General features: G+C 44.0%; 22 protein-coding genes. All 22 read left to right on the plus strand.

What is annotated here, in order from left to right; all coding sequences use genetic code 11:
* Positions 1-63: 63 nt before the first annotated feature.
* The 22 genes from dapA (at position 64) to CC97_RS21440 (ending at position 25162) form a co-directional block, all read left to right on the plus strand.
* Positions 64-954, plus strand: a complete 891-nt coding sequence (dapA, locus tag CC97_RS18135) for a 4-hydroxy-tetrahydrodipicolinate synthase (protein WP_044976761.1) — start codon at positions 64-66, stop codon at positions 952-954.
* 146 nt (positions 955-1100) lie between these two features.
* A complete protein-coding gene (gene dapB / locus CC97_RS18140; RefSeq protein ID WP_044976762.1) occupies positions 1101-1859 on the plus strand; it encodes a 4-hydroxy-tetrahydrodipicolinate reductase in 759 nt (252 codons plus the stop codon).
* Between the two features lie 164 nt (positions 1860-2023).
* Positions 2024-3706, plus strand: coding sequence for an AAA family ATPase (locus CC97_RS18145; RefSeq protein WP_044976763.1), 1683 nt, complete (start codon positions 2024-2026; stop codon positions 3704-3706).
* Positions 3707-4325: 619 nt separating this feature from the next.
* Complete coding sequence (locus CC97_RS18150) at positions 4326-5885, plus strand: ATP-binding protein (RefSeq protein ID WP_197021885.1); 1560 nt, start codon at positions 4326-4328, stop codon at positions 5883-5885.
* 238 nt (positions 5886-6123) lie between these two features.
* Positions 6124-7851, plus strand: coding sequence for an indolepyruvate ferredoxin oxidoreductase subunit alpha (gene iorA / locus CC97_RS18155; RefSeq protein ID WP_044976764.1), 1728 nt, complete (start codon positions 6124-6126; stop codon positions 7849-7851).
* A gap of 161 nt (positions 7852-8012) precedes the next feature.
* Positions 8013-8591, plus strand: a complete 579-nt coding sequence (locus CC97_RS18160; RefSeq protein ID WP_044976765.1) for an indolepyruvate oxidoreductase subunit beta — start codon at positions 8013-8015, stop codon at positions 8589-8591.
* 21 nt (positions 8592-8612) lie between these two features.
* Positions 8613-9917: a phenylacetate--CoA ligase gene (locus CC97_RS18165; protein WP_044976766.1), complete on the plus strand. Its 1305-nt coding sequence runs from the start codon at positions 8613-8615 to the stop codon at positions 9915-9917.
* Positions 9918-10029: 112 nt separating this feature from the next.
* Entirely contained in the window at positions 10030-10467 is a 438-nt protein-coding gene (locus tag CC97_RS18170; RefSeq protein WP_044976767.1) for an ACT domain-containing protein, read from the plus strand.
* Between the two features lie 406 nt (positions 10468-10873).
* A complete protein-coding gene (locus tag CC97_RS18175; protein WP_044976768.1) occupies positions 10874-11410 on the plus strand; it encodes a sigma-70 family RNA polymerase sigma factor in 537 nt (178 codons plus the stop codon).
* Between the two features lie 147 nt (positions 11411-11557).
* Positions 11558-13843 carry a beta-propeller domain-containing protein gene (locus CC97_RS18180; RefSeq protein WP_044976769.1) on the plus strand — a complete coding sequence of 762 codons (2286 nt, stop codon included), beginning with the start codon at positions 11558-11560 and terminating at the stop codon, positions 13841-13843.
* 17 nt (positions 13844-13860) lie between these two features.
* Positions 13861-15000 carry a DUF4349 domain-containing protein gene (locus tag CC97_RS18185; RefSeq protein ID WP_044976770.1) on the plus strand — a complete coding sequence of 380 codons (1140 nt, stop codon included), beginning with the start codon at positions 13861-13863 and terminating at the stop codon, positions 14998-15000.
* A gap of 343 nt (positions 15001-15343) precedes the next feature.
* Positions 15344-16051, plus strand: a complete 708-nt coding sequence (locus CC97_RS18190) for a hypothetical protein (RefSeq protein ID WP_044976771.1) — start codon at positions 15344-15346, stop codon at positions 16049-16051.
* On the plus strand, positions 15990-19217 hold the full coding sequence (locus CC97_RS18195) for a DEAD/DEAH box helicase (protein ID WP_049963033.1): 3228 nt from the start codon (positions 15990-15992) through the stop codon (positions 19215-19217). The genes CC97_RS18190 and CC97_RS18195 overlap by 62 nt, the downstream gene beginning before the upstream one ends.
* Before the next feature lie 221 nt (positions 19218-19438).
* The gene (locus tag CC97_RS18200; protein WP_044976772.1) at positions 19439-20173 is read left to right on the plus strand and encodes an ATP-binding cassette domain-containing protein; all 735 of its coding nucleotides are present in this window, start codon (positions 19439-19441) and stop codon (positions 20171-20173) included.
* Positions 20173-21090 carry a SufD family Fe-S cluster assembly protein gene (locus tag CC97_RS18205; RefSeq protein ID WP_044976773.1) on the plus strand — a complete coding sequence of 306 codons (918 nt, stop codon included), beginning with the start codon at positions 20173-20175 and terminating at the stop codon, positions 21088-21090. The genes CC97_RS18200 and CC97_RS18205 overlap by 1 nt, the downstream gene beginning before the upstream one ends.
* Before the next feature lie 254 nt (positions 21091-21344).
* On the plus strand, positions 21345-21533 hold the full coding sequence (locus CC97_RS21430; protein WP_278245348.1) for a Gx transporter family protein: 189 nt from the start codon (positions 21345-21347) through the stop codon (positions 21531-21533).
* Positions 21534-21595: 62 nt separating this feature from the next.
* Positions 21596-21808: a Gx transporter family protein gene (locus tag CC97_RS21435; protein WP_278245349.1), complete on the plus strand. Its 213-nt coding sequence runs from the start codon at positions 21596-21598 to the stop codon at positions 21806-21808.
* Positions 21809-21940: 132 nt separating this feature from the next.
* Positions 21941-22888 (plus strand): ion transporter, encoded by a 948-nt coding sequence (locus CC97_RS18215; RefSeq protein WP_044976774.1) that lies wholly within the window; start codon positions 21941-21943, stop codon positions 22886-22888.
* Between the two features lie 240 nt (positions 22889-23128).
* Positions 23129-23863, plus strand: coding sequence for an FAD-dependent thymidylate synthase (gene thyX / locus CC97_RS18220; RefSeq protein WP_044976775.1), 735 nt, complete (start codon positions 23129-23131; stop codon positions 23861-23863).
* A 170-nt stretch (positions 23864-24033) separates the two neighbouring features.
* Entirely contained in the window at positions 24034-24585 is a 552-nt protein-coding gene (locus CC97_RS18225) for a DJ-1 family glyoxalase III (RefSeq protein WP_044976776.1), read from the plus strand.
* The gene (locus CC97_RS19300) at positions 24585-24866 is read left to right on the plus strand and encodes a hypothetical protein (protein WP_156036963.1); all 282 of its coding nucleotides are present in this window, start codon (positions 24585-24587) and stop codon (positions 24864-24866) included. Before CC97_RS18225 ends, CC97_RS19300 begins: the two co-directional genes overlap by 1 nt.
* 164 nt (positions 24867-25030) lie before the next feature.
* Positions 25031-25162 (plus strand): 5-formyltetrahydrofolate cyclo-ligase, encoded by a 132-nt coding sequence (locus tag CC97_RS21440; RefSeq protein WP_156036964.1) that lies wholly within the window; start codon positions 25031-25033, stop codon positions 25160-25162.
* Positions 25163-25623 lie beyond the last annotated feature (461 nt).

Genomic DNA, 25623 nt, shown 5'->3' on the forward strand with positions numbered 1-25623 from the left:
ACTTTACAAAAAAAGAATGGTCAGGAGTACACAGGTTTAAAGTTTCAGAAAGGATAATTTGATATGAAGAATACAATATTTACCGGTGCCGGTGTTGCTATCGTAACACCAATGAACGAAGACGGTTCCATTAATTATGAAGAATTCGGAAGAATCATAGATTTTCAGATCGAAAACGGCACAGACGCTATCATCGTATGCGGTACAACAGGTGAGTCATCAACAATGACTGATGAGGAACACAAGGAATGCATCAGATACTGTGTTGAAAAGACTGCAAAGAGAGTACCTGTTATCGCCGGTACAGGAAGCAACGACACAGCTTATGCTATCGAGCTTTCCAAGGAAGCTGAATCACTCGGCGCAGACGGCCTTCTCGTTGTTACTCCTTACTACAACAAGTCCACACAGCGCGGTCTCGTTGCTCACTTCACAGCAATTGCTGATGCAGTGAATATTCCGATCATCCTCTACAACATTCCTGGCAGAACAGGCGTAAACATCGCTATCGATACATACAAGCAGCTCGGAAAGCACAAGAACATCGTTGCAGTAAAGGAAGCAAGCGGCAACTTAAGCTATATTGCAAAGCTCATCGCTGAATGCGGAGATCTTCTTGACGTATACAGCGGCAACGACGATCAGATCGTTCCGATCATGTCACTCGGCGGAAAGGGCGTTATTTCAGTTCTTTCAAACGTTATGCCGAAGGAAGCTCACCAGATCGCTCAGTACTGCCTCGACAACAACTGTGCAGAGGCTGCAAAGCTCCAGATAAAGCTTCTTAAGTTCATCAACAACCTTTTCATCGAGGTAAATCCTATCCCTGTTAAGGAAGCTATGAACATGGCAGGCTGGAAGTGCGGTATCGGCCGTATGCCTCTCTATCCTATGTCTGACGAAAACAGACAGATCCTTAAGGATTCAATGGCTGAACTCGGTCTCTTAAAGTAATTTAAAACGGAGAGCCGCAGACAGACTTTTCACATCGCAGTGCAGGTGAATTCTGTGCTGAGGCAATAAAATAAAACTGACAGCAGATCTGCATTTTACGGATCTGCTGTACTGATAATAACAGAGATATGAAAGGAATGAAAACAATGACTGATATAATCATCAGCGGTGCAAACGGACACATGGGTCATATGATCTATGAATGCATCAAGGAAAGAAGTGACTGCAGAGTAGTTGCAGGTATCGACATCAATACTGAAAAGTACGCTGATTTTCCGATATTCGCCACACCGTCAGAGCTTAATATAAAGGGCGACGTAATAATCGATTTTTCACACCCTGCACTTCTCGATGCACTTCTTGAGTACAGTTCAAAGACAGGTACTCCGGTAGTTTATGCAACAACAGGATACACTGACGAGCAGATCGACAAGATCAAGGAAGCAGCCGAGACATCTCCAGTATTCTTCTCATGGAACATGTCAATGGGTATCAACCTTCTCGTTGAGCTTTCAAAGAAGGCTGCCGCTTTCCTCGGCGATCAGTTCGACATCGAGATCCTCGAAAAGCACCACAACCGCAAACTCGACGCTCCGAGCGGAACAGCTCTCATGCTCGCAAACGGTATCAACGAAGTATTTGACGGCGAAAAGGAATACGTATACGACCGTCACTCAGTACGTAAAAAGCGTGAAAAGAAGGAGATCGGCATAAGCTCGATCCGCGGCGGCACCATCGTCGGCGAACACGACATCATCTTTGCCGGAAACGACGAAGTCATCACTCTTTCACACAGCGCAGCATCAAGACGCGTATTCGCAGTAGGTTCGATCAATGCCGCACTGTTCTTAAAAGGCAAGCCGGCAGGCATGTATGACATGTCAGATGTTTTCAAGGAACTCTGATAAACTGCAGATAAAGTAATTATAAAAATAAAGCTCTGTGATACAAGGTACAGTTACCATGTGTTACAGAGCTTTAATACGTTAAGACTACCTTTGTTTTAGCCTTGTACTGATAATCGGATTATGGTATAATTATAGTAAATTCTATAGAAAGGGCCGTAATCATGGGAACATATCTTAACCCCGGTAAAAAAGCTTTTGAGAAAGCGGTTAATTCAGATATTTATATTGATAAAACTGAGATGATCAGATATCTGAATTCAGTAATAAATACAAAACAACAATACGTAAGTGTTTCCCGTCCTCGTCGTTTTGGAAAGACTATGGCCGCTGATATGATCTGTGCGTATTATGACAGAGATGCAGACAGCAGAGATTTGTTTTCTGATAGACTACTCGCTAAATCAAATCCGTTTAAGACAGAAACAAAAGAGATTTTATGGGATAAATATCTTGGCGGTTTTGATGTTATTCGTCTTACCATGACAAAGTTTTTCAAAAGAAAAAAATCAGTTTCTGAGGCTTTGGGCGATATGCAGAGACTTGTTATCAGAGATTTGAAGAAAGCATATCCTGATGTTGATTATTTCGATGATGAAGACCTTATCCAGACAATAGATGATGTTTATACAGATAGTGACAGGCAGATCGTTATAGTTATCGATGAATGGGATGCAGTTTTCAGAGAAAGCAAGGATGACAAAGACGGACAGACAGAATACCTTGATTTTCTTCGTGATCTGCTTAAGGATAATGAACATATAGCGCTTGCGTATATGACTGGTATCCTTCCGATAAAAAAATACGGAAAACATTCTGCTCTTAATATGTTTGATGAATATTCCATGATGAACCCGATGCAGATGGCTCCGTATACTGGATTTCTTACATCTGAGGTTGAAGAGCTGACTGTTAAATACGGAAGAGATCTTGAAAGCATAAAGGACTGGTATGACGGATATAAGGTAAGTGACATCATCCCGCCTGATCCGGATCATGAGATTTTACGTGAAACAGGAAAGTCACCTGAAGGAAAGAAATATGATCTGTATAGTCCGCTTTCAGTTGTAAAGTCAGTTATGACGGGCAGGATCAGTAACTACTGGAATAAAACTGAAACCTACGAAGCACTTGCTGAATACATCCGAAAAGACTATGACGGACTAAAGGATGCTGTAGCTCTTCTTATGGACGGTGGAAAACTGAAAATCGACACGTCATCATACCAGAACGACATGACATCCTTTACATGCAGAGACGACGTGCTTTCACTTCTTATTCATCTCGGCTATCTTGGATTTGATGATGAGACCAGCGAAGTGTTTATTCCTAATAAGGAAATATTGGATGAGTTCCGTACCTCAACAAAGTCAGATGAATGGATACCTACGTTTAAATCCTTTGAATTGTCCGTGGAACTCTTGAAAGCGACATGGAACGAAGATGCGGAAAAAGTCGCAGAGATCATAGAAAAAATGCATGATAAAGCGGATAACCGGACATACAATGATGAAGCCGCATTAAGTTATGCGATTAGAATGGCATATTATTCAGCACAGAAGTATTACACGATTATCCCGGAAACAGACAGTGGAAAAGGATATGCAGATCTTATCTGTATCCCGTCACCAAAGTTTGCAGACAAACCGGCACTGGTTGTAGAACTCAAATACAATAAAGATGCAAACGGAGCGGTAGCACAGATCAGAAATCGCGATTATCCGGAAAGACTTGAACATTATAAGGGTAATATCCTTTTGATCGGTATCAATTACGAAAAAGATCTTCCGAATACTGATCCGAAATTCAAGCATCACAGCTGTGTTATAGAAAAAGCCTGCAATTAAAGCTTATTCTGATGTGCTCAGCATAATTGAAACAGCAAAGATGAACGATCTTGACGTGTTCGGATATCTTAACACTTTCTTCTTACCGAGCTTCCGAAGTTAGGCGAAGCTCCTACTGATGAGCAGCTCGCCTGCGTTCTGCCCTGGGGCGAAGCGCTTCCTGACTATTGCAGAAATCAGTCGAAAAAAATAAAATACAGATAAACATGCCCCACGTATTGAATTTTACGTGGGGCTCTAATCATTAACGTAGGATTATGTATCGCTTACGTTAAAGATGGGAGTATACTAAATTACAGGAGAGTTTTCAAGTATGTGATTATATAAAAGGTACAGCCGCAAGCGGCTGTGCTATAGAAATACCGGCTGCAGAGCAGCCGGTATCATTCGATATTCTTTTACCTCAGAATTCAATTCCAAGTCTATGCTTAGCTTCAAGGTTCCATTCCGGAACATATTGGAACTGCAAAATGATACAACCTCCCCGCCGGGACGGAAAATATGTCTGTTCCCGGCGGGGATTATTTTTATCAGCCACCTATCAGCTATTGTATGAAATCCTGAAAAATGCTATAATTATTAATGCAGGTATAACTTCAAAGCAAAGGAGCCGGTAAAGATGATGAGATATCCGATAAGTGTACAGACATTTGAACTGATAATAAACGGTGGATATGTATATGCAGATAAGACAGATCTGGTTTATGATCTGGCGCAGGAGCATGTATGTTTTCTGTCACGTCCGCGTAGATTTGGGAAATCGCTGCTTGTCAGTACACTGGAAGCGTATTTTACCGGAAGAAAAGAACTGTTCAAAGGACTGAAAATAGATTCACTTGAAGAGAAGTGGGAACAGTATCCGATATTCAGGATAGATTTTGCGGATGGAAATTATAACGAACCGGAAACACTCTTAAATAAACTTGAAGGATATGTTGCAAGCTGGGAATCGTTGTATGGAAAGACGGAGTTTTTTAATTCGCTTTCGGACAGATTCAAATATGTGCTTGAAGCAGCTGAAAAAAAGACCGGACATAAGGCAGTGGTACTCATCGACGAATACGACAAGCCGATGCTTGATGTGCTCGGGACAGAAATTGAAGAAAAGAACCGAAATATACTTAAAGGCTTTTACGGAACATTCAAGGCTGCCGATGCAAATCTGCGTTTTGTATTTCTGACAGGTGTAACAAAGTTCAGCCAGATATCAGTATTTTCAGGATTTAATCAGCCTAATGACATAAGCATGGACAGTAAATTCGATGCTGTATGCGGAATAACCGAAGAAGAACTTTACAGTTATTTTGCAGAGCCGATAAAGAAAATGGCAGAAGAACTTGATTATACAGAAGATGAAATGAAAGCAGTGCTGAAAAAGAAGTATGACGGTTATCATTTCAGCCGAAAAATGCTGGATATATATAATCCGTTCAGCTTATTAAATGCGTTCAATAAAACAGAGATAGATGATTACTGGTATAAATCCGGAACGCCGGCATATCTTGCAAAACTTCTTGAAGGTCATAAAGTGAATATGCAGAAACTGACAGAAAATCTGTATAAAACACAGTATTTTGTTGATTATCGTGCAGATAAAGAAAATCCGCTGGCGATGCTGTATCAGAGCGGATATCTGACAATAAAGGAATGTGATAAACGAAACGGACTTTACAGACTGGATTATCCTAATGATGAAGTGAAAAGCGGGTTTGTTACACTTATATCAAACAGTTTTTTCAGAAAAGAAGAAGAGAAAACAGATAACTGGATATACAGTTTAAGTGAGATGCTTCGCACGGGTGATCTTGAAGGAGTACGTGATGCGTACACATCTTTCCTTGCATCAATACCATATGAAGCAAACAAGGATGAACGCGCAAAGGATTTTGAAACACATTTTTCATATACATTCTATCTGATAAACCGTATGCTTTCGTGCTATACAACACTGATCGAAAAACAGAACAGCAAAGGCAGAGCAGATGTTATTATTGAAACGGATGATGATATATTCATCTTTGAGTTTAAGCTTGACGGAAGCGCAGAAGAGGCACTTAAACAGATAGATGAAAAGCAGTATGCGCTTCCGTACCTTAATGATTCGAGGAAACTGCATAAAATAGGCGTGAATATTTCAAGTGAAAGCAGGACTGTGGAAAAATGGCTTGTTTCTGAGTAAAAATACAGCATGCTTATCGGCTCCATGCCGGAACATCTTGGCATGGCCAGATGATACAGCATCCCCGCGGGAACGGAAAATTTGTCCGTTTCCGACGGGGATTATTTTATAAACCACTTGAATGATGTTACAGAAAATGTTATAATTAAGTTATATGTTTTTATTTATAGTTCACTATTGAATATCGGCCATAATTTTATTAAAAACATGATCATTTCAATCGAAAGGAATATTGTTTATGAAGAAACTGTTACTTGGAAATGCGGCATTTGCCCGCGGACTCTATGAAGGTGGATGTAAATTCATTTCAAGCTATCCGGGAACTCCTTCAACTGAAATAACTGAAGAAGCTGCAAAGTACGATGAAATATATGCGGAGTGGGCTCCGAATGAAAAGGTTGCAATGGAGGCTGCCATCGGTGCTTCTATTGCCGGTGCAAGATCTTTCTGCGGAATGAAGCACGTTGGTCTCAACGTTGCTGCTGACCCGCTTTACACAGCTTCATACTCAGGTGTAAATGCCGGTATGGTAATTGCAGTTGCTGACGACCAGGGAATGCACTCATCACAGAATGAGCAGGATTCACGTCATCACGCTATCGCTTCAAAGGTTCCTATGCTCGAACCTTCCGATTCACAGGAATGCCGTGATTTCGTTATGGAAGCCTTTGAACTTTCAGAAAAGTTCGATGCTCCGGTTATCGTAAGAACTTCAACAAGGATCGCTCATTCACAGAGCATCGTTGACTGTGAGGACAGAAAGGAACTTCCTCTTAAGGAATATACAAAGAATCCTCAGAAGTACGTTATGATGCCTGCCTACGCAAAGCCAAGACACGTATTTGTTGAAGAAAGAACTCAGAAACTCATTGAGTTTGCTGAAACATCTTCACTCAACAGAACCGAGATAAACGCAGGTACAAAGACCGGTATCATCACAAGCGGTGCTGCTTACCAGTACGCAAAGGAAGCGCTCGGCGATACAGTTTCATACCTCAAGCTTGGTATGGTAAATCCGCTTCCTGTAAAGCTCATCAAAGACTTTGCTGCAAAGTTTGACGAGATCATCGTTATCGAGGAACTCGACGATGTAATTGAAACACACTGCAGAAAGATCGGCGTAAACACAAGGGGCAAGGATATATTCGGATACATCGGCGAGATCTCACAGACCATCATCGCTGAAAAGCTCCTTGGCAAGAAGAACGAATCAGTTTCACTCGATGAAAACATTCCTGTAAGACCTCCTGTAATGTGTGCCGGATGTCCTCACAGAGGTGTGTTCTACGCTCTTTCCAAGAATAAGATCACAGTTTCAGGCGATATCGGATGCTACACACTCGGCGCAGTTGCTCCGCTCAATTCAATGGATACAACTATCTGTATGGGTGCTTCCATTTCAGCACTTCACGGATTCAACAAGGTCCGCGGTGCTGAGGCTGAAAAGCGTTCAGTAGCGGTTATCGGTGACTCAACATTCATGCACTCAGGCATGACCGGCCTTGTAAACATCGCATACAACGCTACAAATTCAACTGTTATCATCCTTGACAACTCTATCACAGGTATGACAGGACACCAGCAGAACCCTACAACAGGAAAGAACTTAAAGGGCGATCCTGCTGCTGCAGTCAATCTTGAAGAACTCTGCAAGGCTATCGGTATAAAAAGAGTTCGCGTTGTTGATCCTTACAAGCTTGAGGAAACTGAAAAGGCTATTCTCGAAGAACTCGAAGCTCCGGAAGCATCAGTTATCATTTCAAGAAGACCATGCGCTCTTCTCAAGTACGTTAAACACAATCCTCCGCTTAAAGTGGAAAATGACAAGTGCAAGAGCTGCAAGATGTGCCTTAAACTCGGATGTCCTGCAATTTCCATAAAGAACGGCAAGGCATGCATCGACCACACACAGTGCGTAGGATGCGGTATATGTGCAGAACTCTGTAAGTTTGATGCAATCGTCTGATTGCAGTTTCGGCTTCGCCGAAACTGCGGAGAAGGGATTACGGGGCTTCGCCCCGTTTTGCCGGTGATTTATAAATAAATCACCGGTCCTCTGACAATCAGTTAAAATGAAAATAGACGAATAAATATATTATTTCCCTATAACAGAAAGGAAAAGAATCAATGGCTACAAAATCTGTAATGATAGTCGGAGTCGGCGGACAGGGTTCACTTCTTGCATCAAGACTCCTCGGAAATGTTATACTTGCAAAAGGCTACGATGTTAAGGTATCGGAAGTTCACGGTATGTCCCAGCGCGGCGGTTCCGTTGTAACTTATGTTAAGTACGGTGAAAAGGTATTTTCACCTGTTATAGAAAAAGGCGAGGCAGATGTTATCATCTCATTCGAGCAGCTTGAAGCAGCAAGATGGATCCCTTATCTCAAAAAGGGCGGCAAGGTGATCACTTCAGTTCAGAAGCTCGATCCTATGCCTGTTATCACAGGTGCGGCTTCATACCCGGAAGATCTCATCGAAAAGATGCGCGCTAAGGGTATCGACGTTACAGCTGTTGACGCTCTCTCACTTGCTGAGGAAGCAGGCAATTCAAAGGCTTCAAATGTCGTTCTCATGGGCGTTGTTTCAACAAAGACTGACTTTGAGGATGAGATCTGGCAGCAGGCACTTGAACAGTGCGTACCGCCTAAGTTCCTTGAACTCAACAAAAAGGCATTTGAACTCGGAAAGAACGCAGCTAAGTAATTTACAGGAGGCTGAAATCCAATGGAAAGATACTGGAATAAAGAAATCGAATGTATGTCCCGTGAAGATATGAAAAAGCTTCAGGATGAAAGACTTGTAAAGCAGGTAAAGCATGTCTGGGATAACGTACCTTACTACCGCAAAAAGATGGAGGAAAAGGGTGTAACACCTGATGACATCAAATCAACCGATGATCTTCACAAGCTTCCTTTCCTCTCAAAGGCTGACCTCCGTGACAGCTATCCTGACGGCCTTCTCGGTGTACCGCTTTCAGAATGTGTACGTATCCATTCAACAAGCGGCACTACAGGAAGAAGAGTAGTTGCCTACTACACACAGAAAGATATCGACATGTGGGAGGACTGCTGCGCAAGAGCTATCACTGCTGCCGGCGGTACAAAGGAAGACGTTATGCACGTAAGCTACGGCTACGGACTCTTCACAGGCGGTTTCGGTGTTCACGGCGGAGCGGCAAAGGTAGGATGTCTTACACTTCCTATGTCATCAGGAAATACGGACAGACAGATCCAGTTCATGATGGATCTTAAGTCAACTATCCTCTGCTGCACACCTTCATACGCTGCGTATCTCGGCGAAGCAATGAAGGAAAAGGGAATAAAGCCGGAAGATAACTATCTTAAGGCTGGTATTTTCGGTGCTGAACCATGGACAGAGGAAATGAGACAGGAGATCGAAAAGTCTCTCGGCATCAAGGCTTACGATATTTACGGACTTACAGAATCAAGCGGTCCTGGCGTTGCTTTCGAATGCAGCGAACAGACAGGCATGCACATTAACGAAGACAACTTCATTGCTGAGATCATTGATCCTGACACGGGTGAAGTTCTTCCGGAAGGCACAAAGGGTGAACTCGTATTTACAAGCATAAACAAGGAAGGCTTCCCGCTTCTCAGATACAGAACAAGAGACATATGTGTTCTTTCAAGAAAGAAATGCTCATGCGGCAGAACTCTTATCAAGATGGCAAAGCCGATGGGAAGAAGCGATGACATGCTCATCATCAGAGGCGTAAATGTATTCCCGTCACAGATCGAGACAGTTCTTATCGCACAGGGTTACTCACCGAACTACCGTATCGAACTTGACCGTGTAAACAACACTGACACATTTGACGTATACGTTGAAATGCCGGCTGACCAGTTTACAGACGTTGTCAAGGAGATACAGAAGAAGGAAAGCGAACTTACAAACGCACTCAAGCTCATTCTCGGCATCAGCCCGAAGGTACACCTTGTTTCACCTAAGACTATCGAAAGAAGCGAAGGCAAGGCTGTAAGAGTAGTTGACAAGAGAAAGCTTCACTGAAATAAAACGCTGACCGGTATGTAAATCCGGGGGAGCAGGGCAGAGTCCTGCATACCTCGTTCCGTCAGTGTTCTCTTGAAGATATTTTTTCATTTAAAGGAGGATTATTGTTATGGCATCAAAAGTAAGACAGTTATCAGTATTTGTAGAAAACAAACCAGGCAGATTATCTGCTGTATTAAAGATCTTAGGAGATAACAAGATCGACATTCGTGCAATGAACATTGCAGATACCAATGACTTCGGCATACTCAGACTCATCTTAAGTGATACGGATAAGAGTGCCGCTGTCCTTAAGGAGAAGGACTATGCCGTAGCAGTTAATCATGTTATCGCTCTTGACGTTGATGATATACCGGGCGGACTTGCAGGCGCACTCAGCGTGCTTGACAAGAACGGCGTAAGTGTTGAGTACATGTATGCATCACTTTCCAAGAAGGATGCTTCGGCGCATATTCTTATCAGAGTTGATGATTATGCGAAGGCTGAGGAGGCTCTTTCATCAAACGGCTACAGAATGCTCAGTGATGAAGAGGTAAAGAATCTCTGATTGCTGACTTTTACTGATTAAATTTTTTTCGATTCCCTGAGTTTGAATAAATCAATTTCATCCTCAGGGAATTTTGTTTTTATCCCCACCCCCTGCCCCCTCCCCAGGGAGGGGGAGAGAAATGAGGGGGCTTCGCCCCCTCGCCCCTGCAGATCAGGTGGATTGTTGTTTAATATATACAATATCCTGTAGTCTGATTTGTGGATTGTTCTAAAGTTGATTTTGCTTTGCAACAAAATCAGTTTTTTCAGACACTTAATATATGAACTGAAAAACAATGCATTGCAGTTTATGATAACTGTTTGTTTTTCCCCACCCCAACCCCTCCCGGAGGGAGGGGCTGAAGGTCAGGGGGCTTCGCCCCCTGACCCCGAAACATGAACAGTTGATAAAGGAGTTTTGAGATATGGACCGTGAAGAATTCAGAAAGGATGTGAAACTTGCTGTAAGCGGTGATAAGCAGGCGTTTTCGCGGCTGTATGCGCTGGTTTATGAGGAACTTTACAGAACAGCGTTCTACAGTCTGCGCAATGAACATGATGCGGCCGATGCAGTGAGTGACACCGTCCTTGATGCGTACAATTCCATAGGAAAACTCCGGAGCGAGGAAGCTTTCAGGAGCTGGATATTTAAAATACTTTCGGCTAAGATAAAAAGAAAACAGGCCGAGTATGCAAGTCCTGCATCTGATATAGACGCACCGGAGTACGAGAATGTTTTAAGCGATAATTTCAGTTTCGAATCGCTGGAACTTGCTGAGGCCATGTACAGGATAGATGATGATGAAAGACTCATCCTGTCGCTGTCAGTCTTAAGCGGATATACCGGTGATGAGATAGCGAAAATAATCGGAATGAAGGCTTCATCAGTCCGTTCAAAGCTCATGAGAACAAAAGAGAAACTGAAAAAAACTGATAGGCGGCTGATACTTAAACCTGATTAAAAGGGTTGAAAACCCTTTTAATAGCACCGAAGGTGCGTAGGTTTTGCATGAGACGGAAATACGCACTTTGTGCGTATTTAAATTGCGAAGCAATTTGTCTCTGATCAATCGGATTGATCAGAGACATGTGTTAAGGTGGATGATAATATGAGTGACAAAATAAAAGAAATACTCGAAACACCGATAGTACCGGATGAACTTAAGCCGGAAAATATTCCGGAACTCCTTGAAAAACGAGGCGGAAAAGGTATATCTGACGGAACGGAAACCGGCGGTGTTCTGAGAGAAGAAAGCATAAAAACACTTGACGGAAGCGGAAAATCAGGAAAGAAAAAGATAATAAGAACGATCTGTTCATATTCTGCTGTCGCTGCGGCGTGCCTGCTGATCGTTGGCGGTATCATGAAGTTTGTTCCGCACGCGGGCAAAGATATGATGACTGCAGATATGATCACAAACAATACTGAAGGTATAAAATCAGACGGTAAGAGAAAGACTTCGTCGACAAAAAGTGAGGAGGCTGCATCGGATAACGCTGAATCATTTGAAGAAGGATGCACGGAAACATCAGTAAACGGCAGTTTCGCGTATGTGAATGCCGAAAGCTACGAGCAGCTTTTTGACAGGGCGAAAAATGCGAAACTTACAAGGTACGGGATGCTTGCAGGGATCGACGAAGACGTAATATCTGAAGAAGCTGAAGATTCATCACTGGATGAAGAGTGGAACAACGGAGCGGAAACGGATGTCTACGATACTTTAAGACAGGTCGAAGGCGTTGCCGAATCAGACATAATCAAGGCTAATGACCGCGGTGTTTTCTATGTGACGGATAATACTCCGATATATGTATCTGCCTGGTACGGAGAGAGCGTTACATACATTCCGGTGGATAAGAACACCGGAAAGTTCGGTGAGAAAAAAATTCTTGATGTTAATGCTGACGCCGGAATTCCTGAAAATGTATGGTCAGATGTATCTGCAATGTATCTGACAGATGAGAAACTTACGGTTATCGTTTCTTCAGGGGGCATCAGTGAGGGAGAAAATGCAAAGCCTGCCACAACGACAGTGCTGACATATGATATTACAGGTGAAGCACCTGCTTTTTCAGGCAGGGGAGTTCAGAGCGGTAATTACTCTTCATCGAGAATGAAGGATAATATTCTTTATCTGGTTACAGAAGAAACATCGTGGAATTTTTTCAGATACGGTCTGGTATATGACGAAGAGGAAGGACCACGTGAAAAGCAGGAAAAGACTTACGCTGATACGGATAAGCGCATGTATGTTCCGTTTTACGGCGAAAGCTATGAAAATGCCGGATGTCTGGATCTTGGCTGTATCTTCATTCCGGAAGATGACACCGAAGACGGCAGCACTGTAATGATATCAGGCATAGACATAAACTCTCCGGAGAGTGCGGTATCTTCTGCAGCAGTTTCAGGATATTCGGGTGACATCTACTGCACGGCAGATGCGCTCTACATACAGCAGGTAAGTTATAACGGCGAAACTGACTGGAACGGTTCAAAGACCACATTTTCAAAGTTTGCCCTTGCGAACGGAGTTATATCGCCTGTGGCATCGGGAACAGTAAAGGGAACGGTTCTTAACCAGTTCTCGATGGATGAATATAACGGATATTTCAGAACGGCCACTACATCTTATGAAAAACTCATTGACGGGGAATGGAACTATCAGCCTTCAAACAATGTTTTCGTCCTTGATGCCGGCATGAATGTGGTTGGGTCCATAACAGACATCGCACCGGATGAAACGATAAAGTCAGTGAATTTCCAGGGAAACACGGCTTATGTGGTAACATATGAACGGACAGATCCGCTGTTTGCCATAGACCTTTCAGATCCGGAGGATCCGGTCATAACCGATGAATTCAAGATAAACGGATACAGCTCTTTCCTCTGGAAATGGGATGAAGATCATCTTTTAGGATTCGGAGTGGATGCTACAAGCGAGGGTATCGAGACAGGCGTAAAGCTTGTGATGTTCGATGTTTCCGACAACGGTGAGCTGAAGGAAGACGGATATTATGCAATAAGTGCCGGAGATACATATCACAGCTCATACTCGACGGCTGTTTATGACAGAAAAGCGCTGCTGATCGATCCTGAAAAGAATCTCATAGGATTCCCGCTTGAGGAATACGACAAAGACTACACTAACTCGGCACGTTCATATCTGGTATTCAGCTATGAAAACGGACAGTTTACCGAAAAGGGAAGAATAGATTCGCACAGCACATACGCTGGTTTTGACAGAGGACTTTACATTGGTGATCATCTGTATGTATTCTCGCACGATGAGGCAGTAAGTACAGATCTTGAAACTATGACAGAAACAGACAGAACGGAATTTGATACACCAGACAACAGAAAGAAAAACGAAGAAACGGCACTTGCCGGTGAATAATTGGGGAGGAAATGAATATGAAAAAGAATAACAGAAACTACACAAAGGCTGCAGCGGTTTTCCTGGTATGCATGGCACTTCTTACATCGTGCGGAGCACCGAAATTTGAAATGGCTTCGGATATGGCATATACCAACAGTTCGGCTTCGCGCGGTGTCCAGGCAGATTACAAGTCAAAGACAGAGGGTGCTGCTTATGAAAACTATGATGACGGAGCTGCCCTCGGCGACTATGCATCAGAGGCAGCAGGTGAAAAAGGCGGTACTGTTTACGGAGAAGAAACAGCGGATCCGCAGACTGAAAAGGTACAGAACACTGACATCAGTACGGAATCGATAAACAGTGAAATGCTTATCTACTCATGCACCATGGGAATCGACGTTCTTGATTTTGACCCGTCAGTGGAAAACTTCAGGGCAATGCTCAAACAGTATCAGGGTTTTGTTGAGTCGGAAGATTTCAACGACGGCGGAAACATGAGCAGATGGTATGACGAAAAGGCGGAAAAGTGGAGCACATACCGTGCAACTGTAAGAGTACCGAGCAGGGTGTATGACGATTTCTGCAATGAAGTCGCAGGACTCGGTGACTTAAGAAGCAAGAATGCATCTGTCGAAAATGTAAGTCAGGAATACTCTGATCTTTCGACCACACTTAAGATCTATGAGCAGAAGGAAAACAGATATCTTGAACTTCTTGCAAAGGCACAGGACGAGGCAAACGCCGTTGCTATCGAAGAAAAGCTTACCGGTGTCCAGGTGGAGATAGCAAAGCTCAAGACACGAATGAACCAGATAAAGACCGACGTAGCTTATTCCTATGTTTACGTAACTATCAACGAAGTAAAGGAATATCATGCAGAACCGGTACACACTGATACATTCGGAGAAAGACTTTCAAATACACTTAAGGATGCAGGAAAAGGATTCCTTAATTTCCTTGAAAATCTCCTGTTCTTCCTCATCTACGCGCTCCCTTATCTTATCCTTTTCGGAATCGGAATATTCCTGTTCGTGAAGATAGTAAAGGCTCTTGCGAATGCCGGCAGAAAGAGAAAGGAAAAGAAAGCTGCGAAGATGGCTGAAAGAATGAAGGAAGCAGAGAAGATAAAGGCTGAAAACACTGAAACAGTAATGAAGGATACAGAAGACAAATAAGGAAACGCTGATTAATTCATAAATCAGCGTGGGGGTTCGGGGCGAAGCCCCGCAAATCCCACCTCCGGAAATCCGGCGAAGCCGGGTTTCCGGTTTAATCAGTGTTTTCCTGAATAAGCACCTCAATGAATGCCGTACCGGTCCGCCCGGTGCGGCATTTTCAGGATAGTGTTGACCGGTTCATGGTAAGGAGAGAAGGAACGGTTTGATAAATGTACTTGAATAACGCCGGCATATAAGGTATAATTATAGTTGTATATTATTTGATGAGAGCGGGAGAGGCGGGGCGAAGTCCCCGTATACTCTCTGCTGCATGTTTTTCGTTTTCGGAGGAGATGAAACGATGGGAAGATCAGAAAGATATTCAGGGACGGGTGACGATTTTCTGACAGCCGAGCTTAACAGAAATTTTCTTTCAATGAAGAAAATCAGGCATACCAGGTCGGCATTTTTTATTATAAGCTGTGTTCTTCTGGCTGCACAGCTGACGTTTACTGTAATAGGCGGCATCAATGTGTTTATGCTGAGCGGACTCATTCTTAATGCAGTGACCTGCGGCTTCTGTATGAACCGTTCTCATAAAACCTTTGCGCTTCTTGTGCTTGCGGTGATAAATGTTCTGCTGTTCGCCCTTTATCTTATTTACGTATGCACTCATAAACTGTACATAGATTATTTTATCGCAATAGCAGGTCATCTGTTTCTTGCCGTCGAAGCCTTTGTTACGTCAAAACACAGGGAGCTGGAATTTGAACTTTCATCTCAGCCGGGATATCCGTATTTTACAGAGCTTGCAAAGATCGGGCAGGAAAGAAAGGAATACACTCCTGACAATGATATGACAGTATACAGGAACAAAGCTTCCGGAGTCATGGATGAAGTGGATATGAATGCCGTTTACGATGATCAGCACACGAGAGTGAAGCCACCAAAAAAGGAAATATACGAAATGCCGGGTGTAAGCATGCAGGATGTTCCGGAAAGATTCTATGCAGATCCGTATGACCATGAAGAAAAACTTCATGCTGAAAGAAAGAGTGATCGTTATTAATATTTATGATTTTGATACTCCAAGATGTAAAGAAGTGGACAAAAAAGAGCTTGAAGCAGGCCGGCGGCTGTTTAAGCATAATGAAATAACTAACGGTGAACTGAGCATTGACGGTATGTATTCCTTCTGGCTCAGGCCGGAAAAAGACTGTTACTATGGTACACGAACGGCTGTTGAACTGAATGATGACGGCAAAATAACGAACTCTTTCTGTTCCTGTCAGCGTCTTGGTGACGACAGTATCTGCAGGCATCAGGCTGCCTGTATGTTCTATATCAAGGAGAACTTCAGATCTGATCTTGAAAAGAGACGCAAGATAGTTTTTCAGCAGCTGATGAATGATCTCGAACCGGAAGATGAAGACGATCAGACGACAGTAGTTCCTGTTACCAGACTGCTTCCTGTAATTACGATGAAGGACAATGAAATACAGTGTTCGCTTAAAGCCGGAAATGAAAAATTCTATGCTGTACCGAGTATACCTGACCTTAAGGCTGCGTTTGAATCTGAAACAACAATGCAGTACGGTAAAAAATGCGTGATGATGCACCGGTACAGTGATCTTGACGAAGACAGCAAAAGACTGCTTGATGTGTGCTATTACATATATACCGGTACAGTATTTGATCTTGCAAAAACCAGAAACAAGGCGCCGCGAAAGTATATCACTGTACGAGGAAAACACCTGGATAATTTCTTCAGACTTTTTAACGGACGTGATGTGGAGATAAACGGAGAGCCGTATTCGGTACGGTTTAAAAATCCTCACATTTACGGAGAGATCGTCCGTTCAGATGAAAACGGATATTCAGTACGCATAACTTCATGTCCGGACTGCTTCGGTGTCGGCAGGCGCTGCGGATATATAGATCATGAAAAGCGCAGAGTGTACATTACAGATGCGGGATTTTCCGGAACGGCGCTTAAGCTTATCAGTGTCTGTCTGCAGATGAAGTCTCTTTATATCAGCAATGACAATATGCAGGCTTTCTACAGCGGTGTGCTTAAGCCGGTTCTCAAGTATATTGAAATAAAAGGCGCCAACAAGCTTGATGATTATGTTCCGCCGGAGCTGGAAGCAAATCTGTACATCGACTGCATCGAGGACGGCGTCTCCGCAAGACCGGAGTTTGTTTACGGGGACAAAAAGTTTTCCGGATTCTATGACCAGAAGAAAAATCCGTTCTGCGACTACAAGGCTGAGCGTCTGATAAAGAATACGTTCCTTAAGTTTTTCACCGAACAGAGCACAAAGGATCCTGATACCTGGTTCCTGCACGGCGACAGTGCTCTTTTTGAGCTTCTCACCTCAGGACTTACCGAGCTTGAAAGCTGTATGGAAGTCTTTGTGAGCGATGCTTTCAAAAAGATAGGCGTAAGAGCTCCCGTCAGACCTGCAATCGGCATTCGTCCGTCCGGTTCGCTTCTTGCACTTGACATAACTGCGGAAGGATACACCACGGGTGAACTTGTAGATATGCTCAAGAGCTACCGCCGCGGCGCGAAATATCACCGTCTGAAGGACGGAAGCTTTGCACTGCTTACTGATGCGATGACTGAACTTTCGGACGTTACGGAAAACCTTAACATAAGCGAAAAGCAGCTTTTAAAGGAAAACCTGAAGGTGCCGAAGTACCGCATGCTTTATCTCGACAGCCTCAAGAAAAACTGCGAGAATCTGCGTATAAACAGAAGTGCGGAATTTAAAAAGATCGTAAGCAGTTACGGAATGATGATGGAGGATTCTGAACAGCTTGCTGTACCGGACTCACTTGACACTGTAATGCGTGAGTATCAGAAGTACGGCTTCCGCTGGATGAAGACAATTTCTGCATACCATTTCGGAGGTATACTTGCAGACGACATGGGCCTCGGTAAAACGCTTCAGGCTATTTCGCTGGTCCTTGACAACAAGCAGGATCCGGACGGGATGAGAAAACCGTCACTGGTAGTGTGCCCGGCATCGCTGACACTCAACTGGAAAAATGAGGCCGAACGTTTTGCTCCGGAACTTTCCGTGCTTACCGTTATCGGCACAGTGCAGGCCCGTGAGGAGCTTTTCGCCGATATAGATAAATACGATCTGATCGTAACGCCGTATTCACTGCTCACAAGGGATATTGACAAATACGAGAACATGGAATTTGCATTCCAGTTCATCGATGAAGCACAGTACATCAAAAATCAGAACACACAGGCGGCCAAGGCTGTAAAGTCAATAAATGCGGAAGTAAAATTCGCTCTTACGGGTACACCGGTCGAAAACAGCCTTGCGGAACTATGGAGTATTTTCGACTACATTATGCCGGATTACCTGTATGCCTACACCTACTTCAGAAAGAATTTTGAAGCTCCGATAACCGCGAAGAAAGAGACGAGAGTCATAAGCGAGCTTCAGAAGGTCGTTTCTCCGTTTATCCTCAGAAGAATGAAGAAGGAAGTTTTAAAGGAACTGCCGGACAAGACGGAAACCATAATGTACGCGAACATGGGCGAGGAGCAGAGCAAGGTCTACTCGGCCAATGTGGCTGACGTAAAGAAGACACTTGCCAAGGACTTAAAGGACGGCGCCGACCGCATCAAGATCCTTGCAATGCTCACAAGACTCAGACAGATATGCTGCGATCCGTCGCTTGTCTACGACAATTACGAGGGCGGCAGCGCAAAGCTTGAACAGTGCATCGATCTTGTAAGCAGCTGCGTGGGATCCGGACACAAGATACTCCTGTTCTCGCAGTTCACATCGATGCTTGACATCATCTCAAAGCGTCTTGATGAAGAAGGCATAAGCTACTACACGATAACCGGACAGACAAAGCCGGCGGACAGAATACAGCTTGTAAATGACTTCAATGCTGACGATACGAATGTTTTCCTTATCTCGCTGAAGGCAGGCGGCACGGGACTTAACCTTACCGGCGCGGATATTGTCATCCACTACGATCCGTGGTGGAATCTTTCAGCTGAAAACCAGGCGTCTGACCGTGCGTACCGTATAGGACAGAAAAGGAATGTCCAGATCTACAAGCTCATAACTGACAGGACGATCGAGGAAAAGATCATTGATCTTCAGACGAAAAAAGCCGAGCTCTACGACATTGCAGTAAACGGCGAAGGTGACATCATGCATATGTCTGCGGACGATATCATGAGTATTCTTGAATAGTATTGATTTTGACAATCCTTGGCCAGTATGGTATACTTAAAGATAGCTGACTGGCTGTTGCGGAGTCAGTTCATATGGGGATTCGATATACTTAAAGATTACCAGCCCCATGTGGTTTAATTGGTTATTTTATTTTGCGCAGCTCAGCCCCCTCCCTGGGGAGGGGGTTGGGGGTGGGGACTATATATTACAATATAAAAGAAAGGGTGGTATTATTTTAAATGCTGCAGCTTAAAGATATAAGATGGTCCACTGAGAACGGTGAAAGCATTCTGAACGGTGTTGACCTTACAGTACCGGACGGAAAACTTACAGTAATTACAGGACCGAACGGAGGCGGAAAGACCTCACTTGCCAAGGTGATAGCAGGTCTTTACAAGCCGGAAGGCGGTCAGATCATAGCAGACGGAAAAGACATCACAGACTGGAGCATAACGGAGCGTTCAAGACACGGCCTTGCCTATGCTTTCCAGCAGCCTGTACGTTTCAAGGGTCTTACAGTTCGTGATCTTCTTTCCATTTCAGCGGGAAAAGAACTTACAAGTGCGGAAGTGTGCCATCTTCTTGCAACTGTCGGACTCTGCGGCCGTGACTATATCGACAGGGAAGCGGACGCAAGCCTTTCAGGCGGCGAAAGCAAGAGAATCGAAATAGCAACAGTTCTTGCGAGAAAAGACGCAAAGATACTCGTTTTCGATGAACCGGAAGCAGGTATCGACCTCTGGAGCTTTACAAGTCTTATCGAGGCTTTTGAAAATATCAAGAAGGACAGTGACCGTTCGCTCCTTATCATCTCACATCAGGAGAGAATAATGAACATTGCTGACTACATTGCGGTAGTAGCGGACGGAAAGGTCTCAAAGATGGGTACAAGGGAAGAAATATTCCCTTCACTTATGGACAAGACGGCAGCAACACGCTGCTCGCTCAGGACAAATGAAGGAGGAGCTTTATAATGAACAGTATTACAGAACAGCTTCTCAGCGTGGTTTCAGACTGGGACGGCAGCTACAAGGGTGCATACAATATCCGTGAAGACGGAGGGTGCGCAGGAAGGCAGTCATCAGAGAACATCAAAATAGAGCCTAAGAGCGACAACCCGGGTATCGTTATAAAGATCAGTTCAAAGGCTCAGAATGAGACGGTTTATATCCCTGCATGCGTTACAAAAGCCGGCGTAAACGATCTTGTTTACAATGACTTCATCGTTGAGGACGGTGCTGACGTTATCATCGTAGCAGGATGCGGCGTTCACAGCGAAGGCGAGGAGGAAGCAAGACACAACGGTATCCACCGCTTCTTCATCGGCAAAAACGCAAAGGTCATCTACAAGGAAAAGCACATCGGTACCGGTAACGGCAAGGGTGCAAAGAGAATAGATCCTGTAACTGACGTTGAAATGGATGAAAACTCATACATGGAAATGGATACAGTCCAGATAGGCGGCGTTACATCCACAAGCCGTCTCACAACAGCCAGGCTCGGAAAGGACGCAAAGCTCGTTATCAGGGAGCGCCTCATGACCGAAGGCGATGAAAAGGCAAAGTCGGACTTCAAGGTGGATATGAACGGCGACGGCTCAAGTGTTGACCTCGTTTCAAGATCTGTTGCACGCGGCAGTTCATATCAGGAATTTGTTTCGACGATCAACGGTAACTGTAAGTGTACAGGCCATTCCGAATGTGATGCCATCCTTTCTGAAAACGGCCGTGTAAATGCTGTTCCGGGCCTTTTTGCCGGCAACATCGACGCGTCACTCATCCACGAGGCTGCCATCGGCAAGATCGCAGGCGAGCAGATCACAAAGCTCTGCACACTCGGACTTACTGAGGAGGAAGCTGAAAGAAAGATCATTGACGGATTTCTTAAGTGATTTTTCATTTATCAAAGGAAACACTGATTAAACCGGAAATACGGCGAAGCCGTATTTCCGGTTGTGAAGATTGCGGGATTTCGCCCCGTGCCCCACGCTGATTTATGAATAAATCAGTGTTTCTACAATAAAAACGTCTGCGTATGCAGACGTTTTTTAAGGCATCCGGGTAAGCTTTTGCTAACCGTCATTTCCCTGAAGTCACCAAAAAGGAGCAGATATATTGAAAACCAGAAAAACTTGCGGAGATGTCCATGCTTGCGGCTCTTGCACTTATTATTTTTATAGTCGAATCACGAATACCGACGCTGGCTCCCATACCGGGAATGAAGCTTGGTCTTGCCAATATAATCACCGTATATGCGGTGTACCGCTTTAAACCATCCGAGGCAGCCATGATACTTGCAGTCAGACTTGTCTTGGGATCAGTGTTTTGCCGGTAATCTTTCCGCACTTATGTACAGTGCGGCCGGAGCGGTCTGCTGCCTTGCCGGAATGATTTTTTATGCGAAAGATAATTCCCGAAAAGAATATGTATCTTGCCAGTGCAGCCGGAGCGGTATTTCACAACACCGGTCAGATACTTGCTGCCTGCCTGATAATGCGTTCTTCCGCGGTGTTTTTCTACTACCCTTTTCTCATAGTTTCAGGTATCATCGCAGGCCTGTTTACCGGCTTCTGCGCCATGTTCGTGATAAAGCGTCTGAAACGCTGTTGAAATGATATCTTTATAGTGCTATAATGAAATATAGCGAAGGCTGTTTAATCAGCGTTTCCTTAAAATACTCTTACTGCAGTGAACGTAAAAATCTGTTTTGCGTTCACTGCTGATTTCGTTACAGGAGGAAAGATGAAAAAACACATTTTCCGGATAATTCAGATAGGCAGCAAGGAGGATCTGCCAAGCAGGCTGTTTGACTATTTCATAGTTACGTGCATAATCCTTAACATAACTGTTGCGTTCCTTTATACATTCAGTGAGCTGAGCGCTTTTTACGGTCTGTTCAGGATAATTGAAACACTTACAGTTGGTGTATTCATACTGGAGTACGGCCTTCGTCTGTGGACGGCTGACCAGCTGTATCCTGAAAAGAACAAAGGAAAATCAGTTCTGAGGTTCCTTTTATCATTCGACGGCATCATCGATTTTCTGACGATCCTTCCGTTTTTCTTCCTTTCGGGATTCATCGTGTTCCGAATGCTCAGAGTCGTAAGAATATTCAGACTGTTCAGGGTAAATTCGCAGTATGACTCATTCAATATAATAACTACCGTTTTATTTGAAAAGAAGAATCAGATCCTTTCTTCACTTTTTATAATTTTCATTCTCATGCTTGCTTCATCACTCGGCATATACAATGCTGAGCACGAAGCTCAGCCGGATGTCTACAGAAACGCATTTTCCGGTATATGGTGGAGCGTTTCCACACTTCTTACCGTAGGCTACGGTGACATTTATCCTGTGACGACAGCGGGAAGGATAATCGCAATTTTCAGTGCATTTCTCGGAGTCGGGGCAGTAGCTATCCCTACCGGTATCATCAGTGCCGGATTTGTTGAACAGTATACGAAAAAGCAGTATTCGGACATTAAATTCAAAGATATCAAAGAGATCGGCGAAATTATAGCTGACAGAACGAACGGACTTGAAGGCATTACTGTCGGACAGGCAAAAGAAGATTTTGATCTTCATATCTACGTTGTTATCCGTGATGATCTGACGCTTATGGCGTCCGACGGTCTGCTGATAAAGGCCGGAGACGTGGTGGTTGCCGGTTCAAAGAAAATAGTAAAATAAGTTGTTGTTTAAGGACACACTGATTAAAACGGAAATCCGGCTTCGCCGGATTTCCGGAGGTGAGATTTGCGGGACTTCGCCCCGGACCCTCACGCTGATTTATTCATAAATCAGCGTTTCCTCAGGAAAGCGGCTGCGTTTTTTTTGATGCAGCCGCTTTTTCTCCGCGTATGCTCTATTGACTTTTATAGTATAAAATGATAAAATTATAAGGAATATTGTTTTGGGAGATGTATAGGTTTGAAAGTAACTCTTATAGCCCATACTCCTGATCCGGAAAGAATTATTGCTACTGCTGCAAAGCTTTGCTATTCCCCGAGCGATATCATGTCGCTGAAGGAAGGACTTACCGATGAAAAGGTGGAAAGCTTTGTATCAATGCTCATAAGCATCGGACACGAGAGCGTTCTAGAGCATGTCAGCTTTACTTTCGGCATTGAGGGTATATCAAGGGCGTGTTCGCATCAGCTTGTAAGACACAGAATAGCGTCATATTCACAGAAAAGCCAGCGCTATGTAAATGAAGACGGATTTGACTTCATAACACCGCCGGAAATTGCGGCTGTTCCTGAAGCAAAAGCTGAGTTTGACAGGCAGATGGAAGCACTTACTGAGAGTTATAACAGGATCGCTGATATTCTCACTGAAAATCATAAAAAGACTTTTATGGAACAGGGCTTTGACGAAAAGGAAGCCGCATCCAGAGCAAGAAAAAAAGCTAATGAAGATGCGCGTTTTGTACTTCCGAATGCGTGCGAGACCAAGATAGTGGTTACGATGAACGTCAGAAGTCTTTTGAATTTCTTCAGGCACCGCTGCTGCTGCAGAGCACAGTGGGAAATAAAGGATGTTGCAGATGAAATGCTGAAACTCTGCTGCGAAGCCGCGCCGAATGTGTTTAGGAAAGCCGGTCCTTCATGCTATTCCGAGGGCAAATGTCCTGAAGGGAAGATGACCTGCGGAAAAATACGCTGAAGTAAAAGATTTTTACAGCAGACTGCACTCAGATAACAAAGCTTAGGGAAACGCTGATTTCTCATAAATCAGCGTGAGGGTTCGGGGCGAAGCCCCGCAAATCCCACCTCCGTAAATCCGGCGAAGCCGGATTTACGGTTTGATCAGCGTTTCCCTGGAAAGAAGGTTTAATATGGTTTACGTTTTTTCTCGCTGACGGCTTTGAAGAGATCGAAGCCCTTACAGTAGTTGATCTTTGCAGAAGAAGCGGAATTGATGTTAAAACAGTCGGTATCGGAAGGGAAGCTATCCGCGGTTCACACGGTATACTTGTTCAGGCCGACGTTAAGGACACAGACTTCGCTCCGGACGCTGAAACAGAAATGATCGTGCTTCCGGGCGGAATGCCGGGAACAAAGAATCTTGAGGCTTCTGACACAGTTCAGAAGGCGATTGACTTCTGCGTTACCAACAATAAATATGTGGCTGCTATATGTGCAGCTCCGTCCATTCTCGGACACAGAGGACTTCTCAGGGGACACAAGGCACTCTGCTATGCCGGTTTTGAAAGCCAGCTAGAAGGTGCTGAAATCGCCTACGGAACAGTATGTCTTTCAGGCAGCTTCCTCACATCAAGAGGTCCGGGAACAGCTGTCGACTTTTCACTCAAGATCGTTGAGATCTTAAAGTCAAGGGAGATAAGTGAAGCACTGGCTTCATCACTTCTTTACACAAGCCGATGATGACAGATAAACTGCTTTTCAGAAAACAGGCGCTTAAAATGCGTTCCGAACTTTTTCCTTCTGCAGAAAAAAAGAAAGAGGCAGATCTTAAGATCCTTGAAAACCTCGTAAACGCAGATCTTATCAGGAAAGCAGAAATCGTCCTTACCTATGTTTCATACAGAGATGAAGCAGATACTTTAAAACTTTATAGAATATCTTTTGTCAGAAGGCATCAGTACTGCCGTTCCCCGCTGCAGAAAGCAGGGAGAGATGGACTTTTTCATGATAAAAAGTTTTGAGGATTTAAAACCTTCTTTCATGGGAATACCGGAGCCGGAATATGACGAGACCCGACTGGTTCGTAATTTTACCGGTGCTCTCTGTATCGTTCCGGGAACAGCCTTTGATCTTAAGGGAAACCGTACAGGTTTACGGCGGAGGATATTACGACAGGTTTTAAGCCGTGAAAAAGGACGTAACACCGGCAGGAATCTGCTACAGCCCGCTTGTCTTTGATGAGGTACCTTCAGAACCTCACGATGTAAGCGTTGACTATATAATAACAGAGAAAGGAATAATAGATATCAATGGATAATCAGAAAGATGAAAACGGTCAGGAAAGAAATAAAAAGACCTGCTTCGTCCGGAAACAAGCCAAAAGGCCACGTTTTTCAGGATTTTATGAAGGCAATTTCTTGCACCTGCACCGCCTCCGAAGAAGAAAAGACCTTCAAAGGTGATTCCGATATATCAGACCTAAGAAAGGAAACCGTATAGGCAATAAGCCTTGTGGTTTATTTTCCGCTATACTCAGTGTATCAGTACTCTCATCTATAGGAATAATATTCTTAGCCAGAGAATTTCTCGGTATAGACAAGAGTGCGGCTACCTACATTGTAAATATTCCGGAAAACGCAACGACTGATGACGTTATCAGAATAATGACTGTTGATCAGGAGAAGAACAGGAAGGAACCTATTATCAAGGTCGATAAAATGTTCAGGATCCTCGCTGACCTTCAGGAGAGACGAAACGAAGAACCTATAGAGTATGTTT

The organism is Ruminococcus sp. HUN007 (genome assembly GCF_000712055.1).
Lineage (GTDB): Bacteria > Bacillota > Clostridia > Oscillospirales > Ruminococcaceae > HUN007.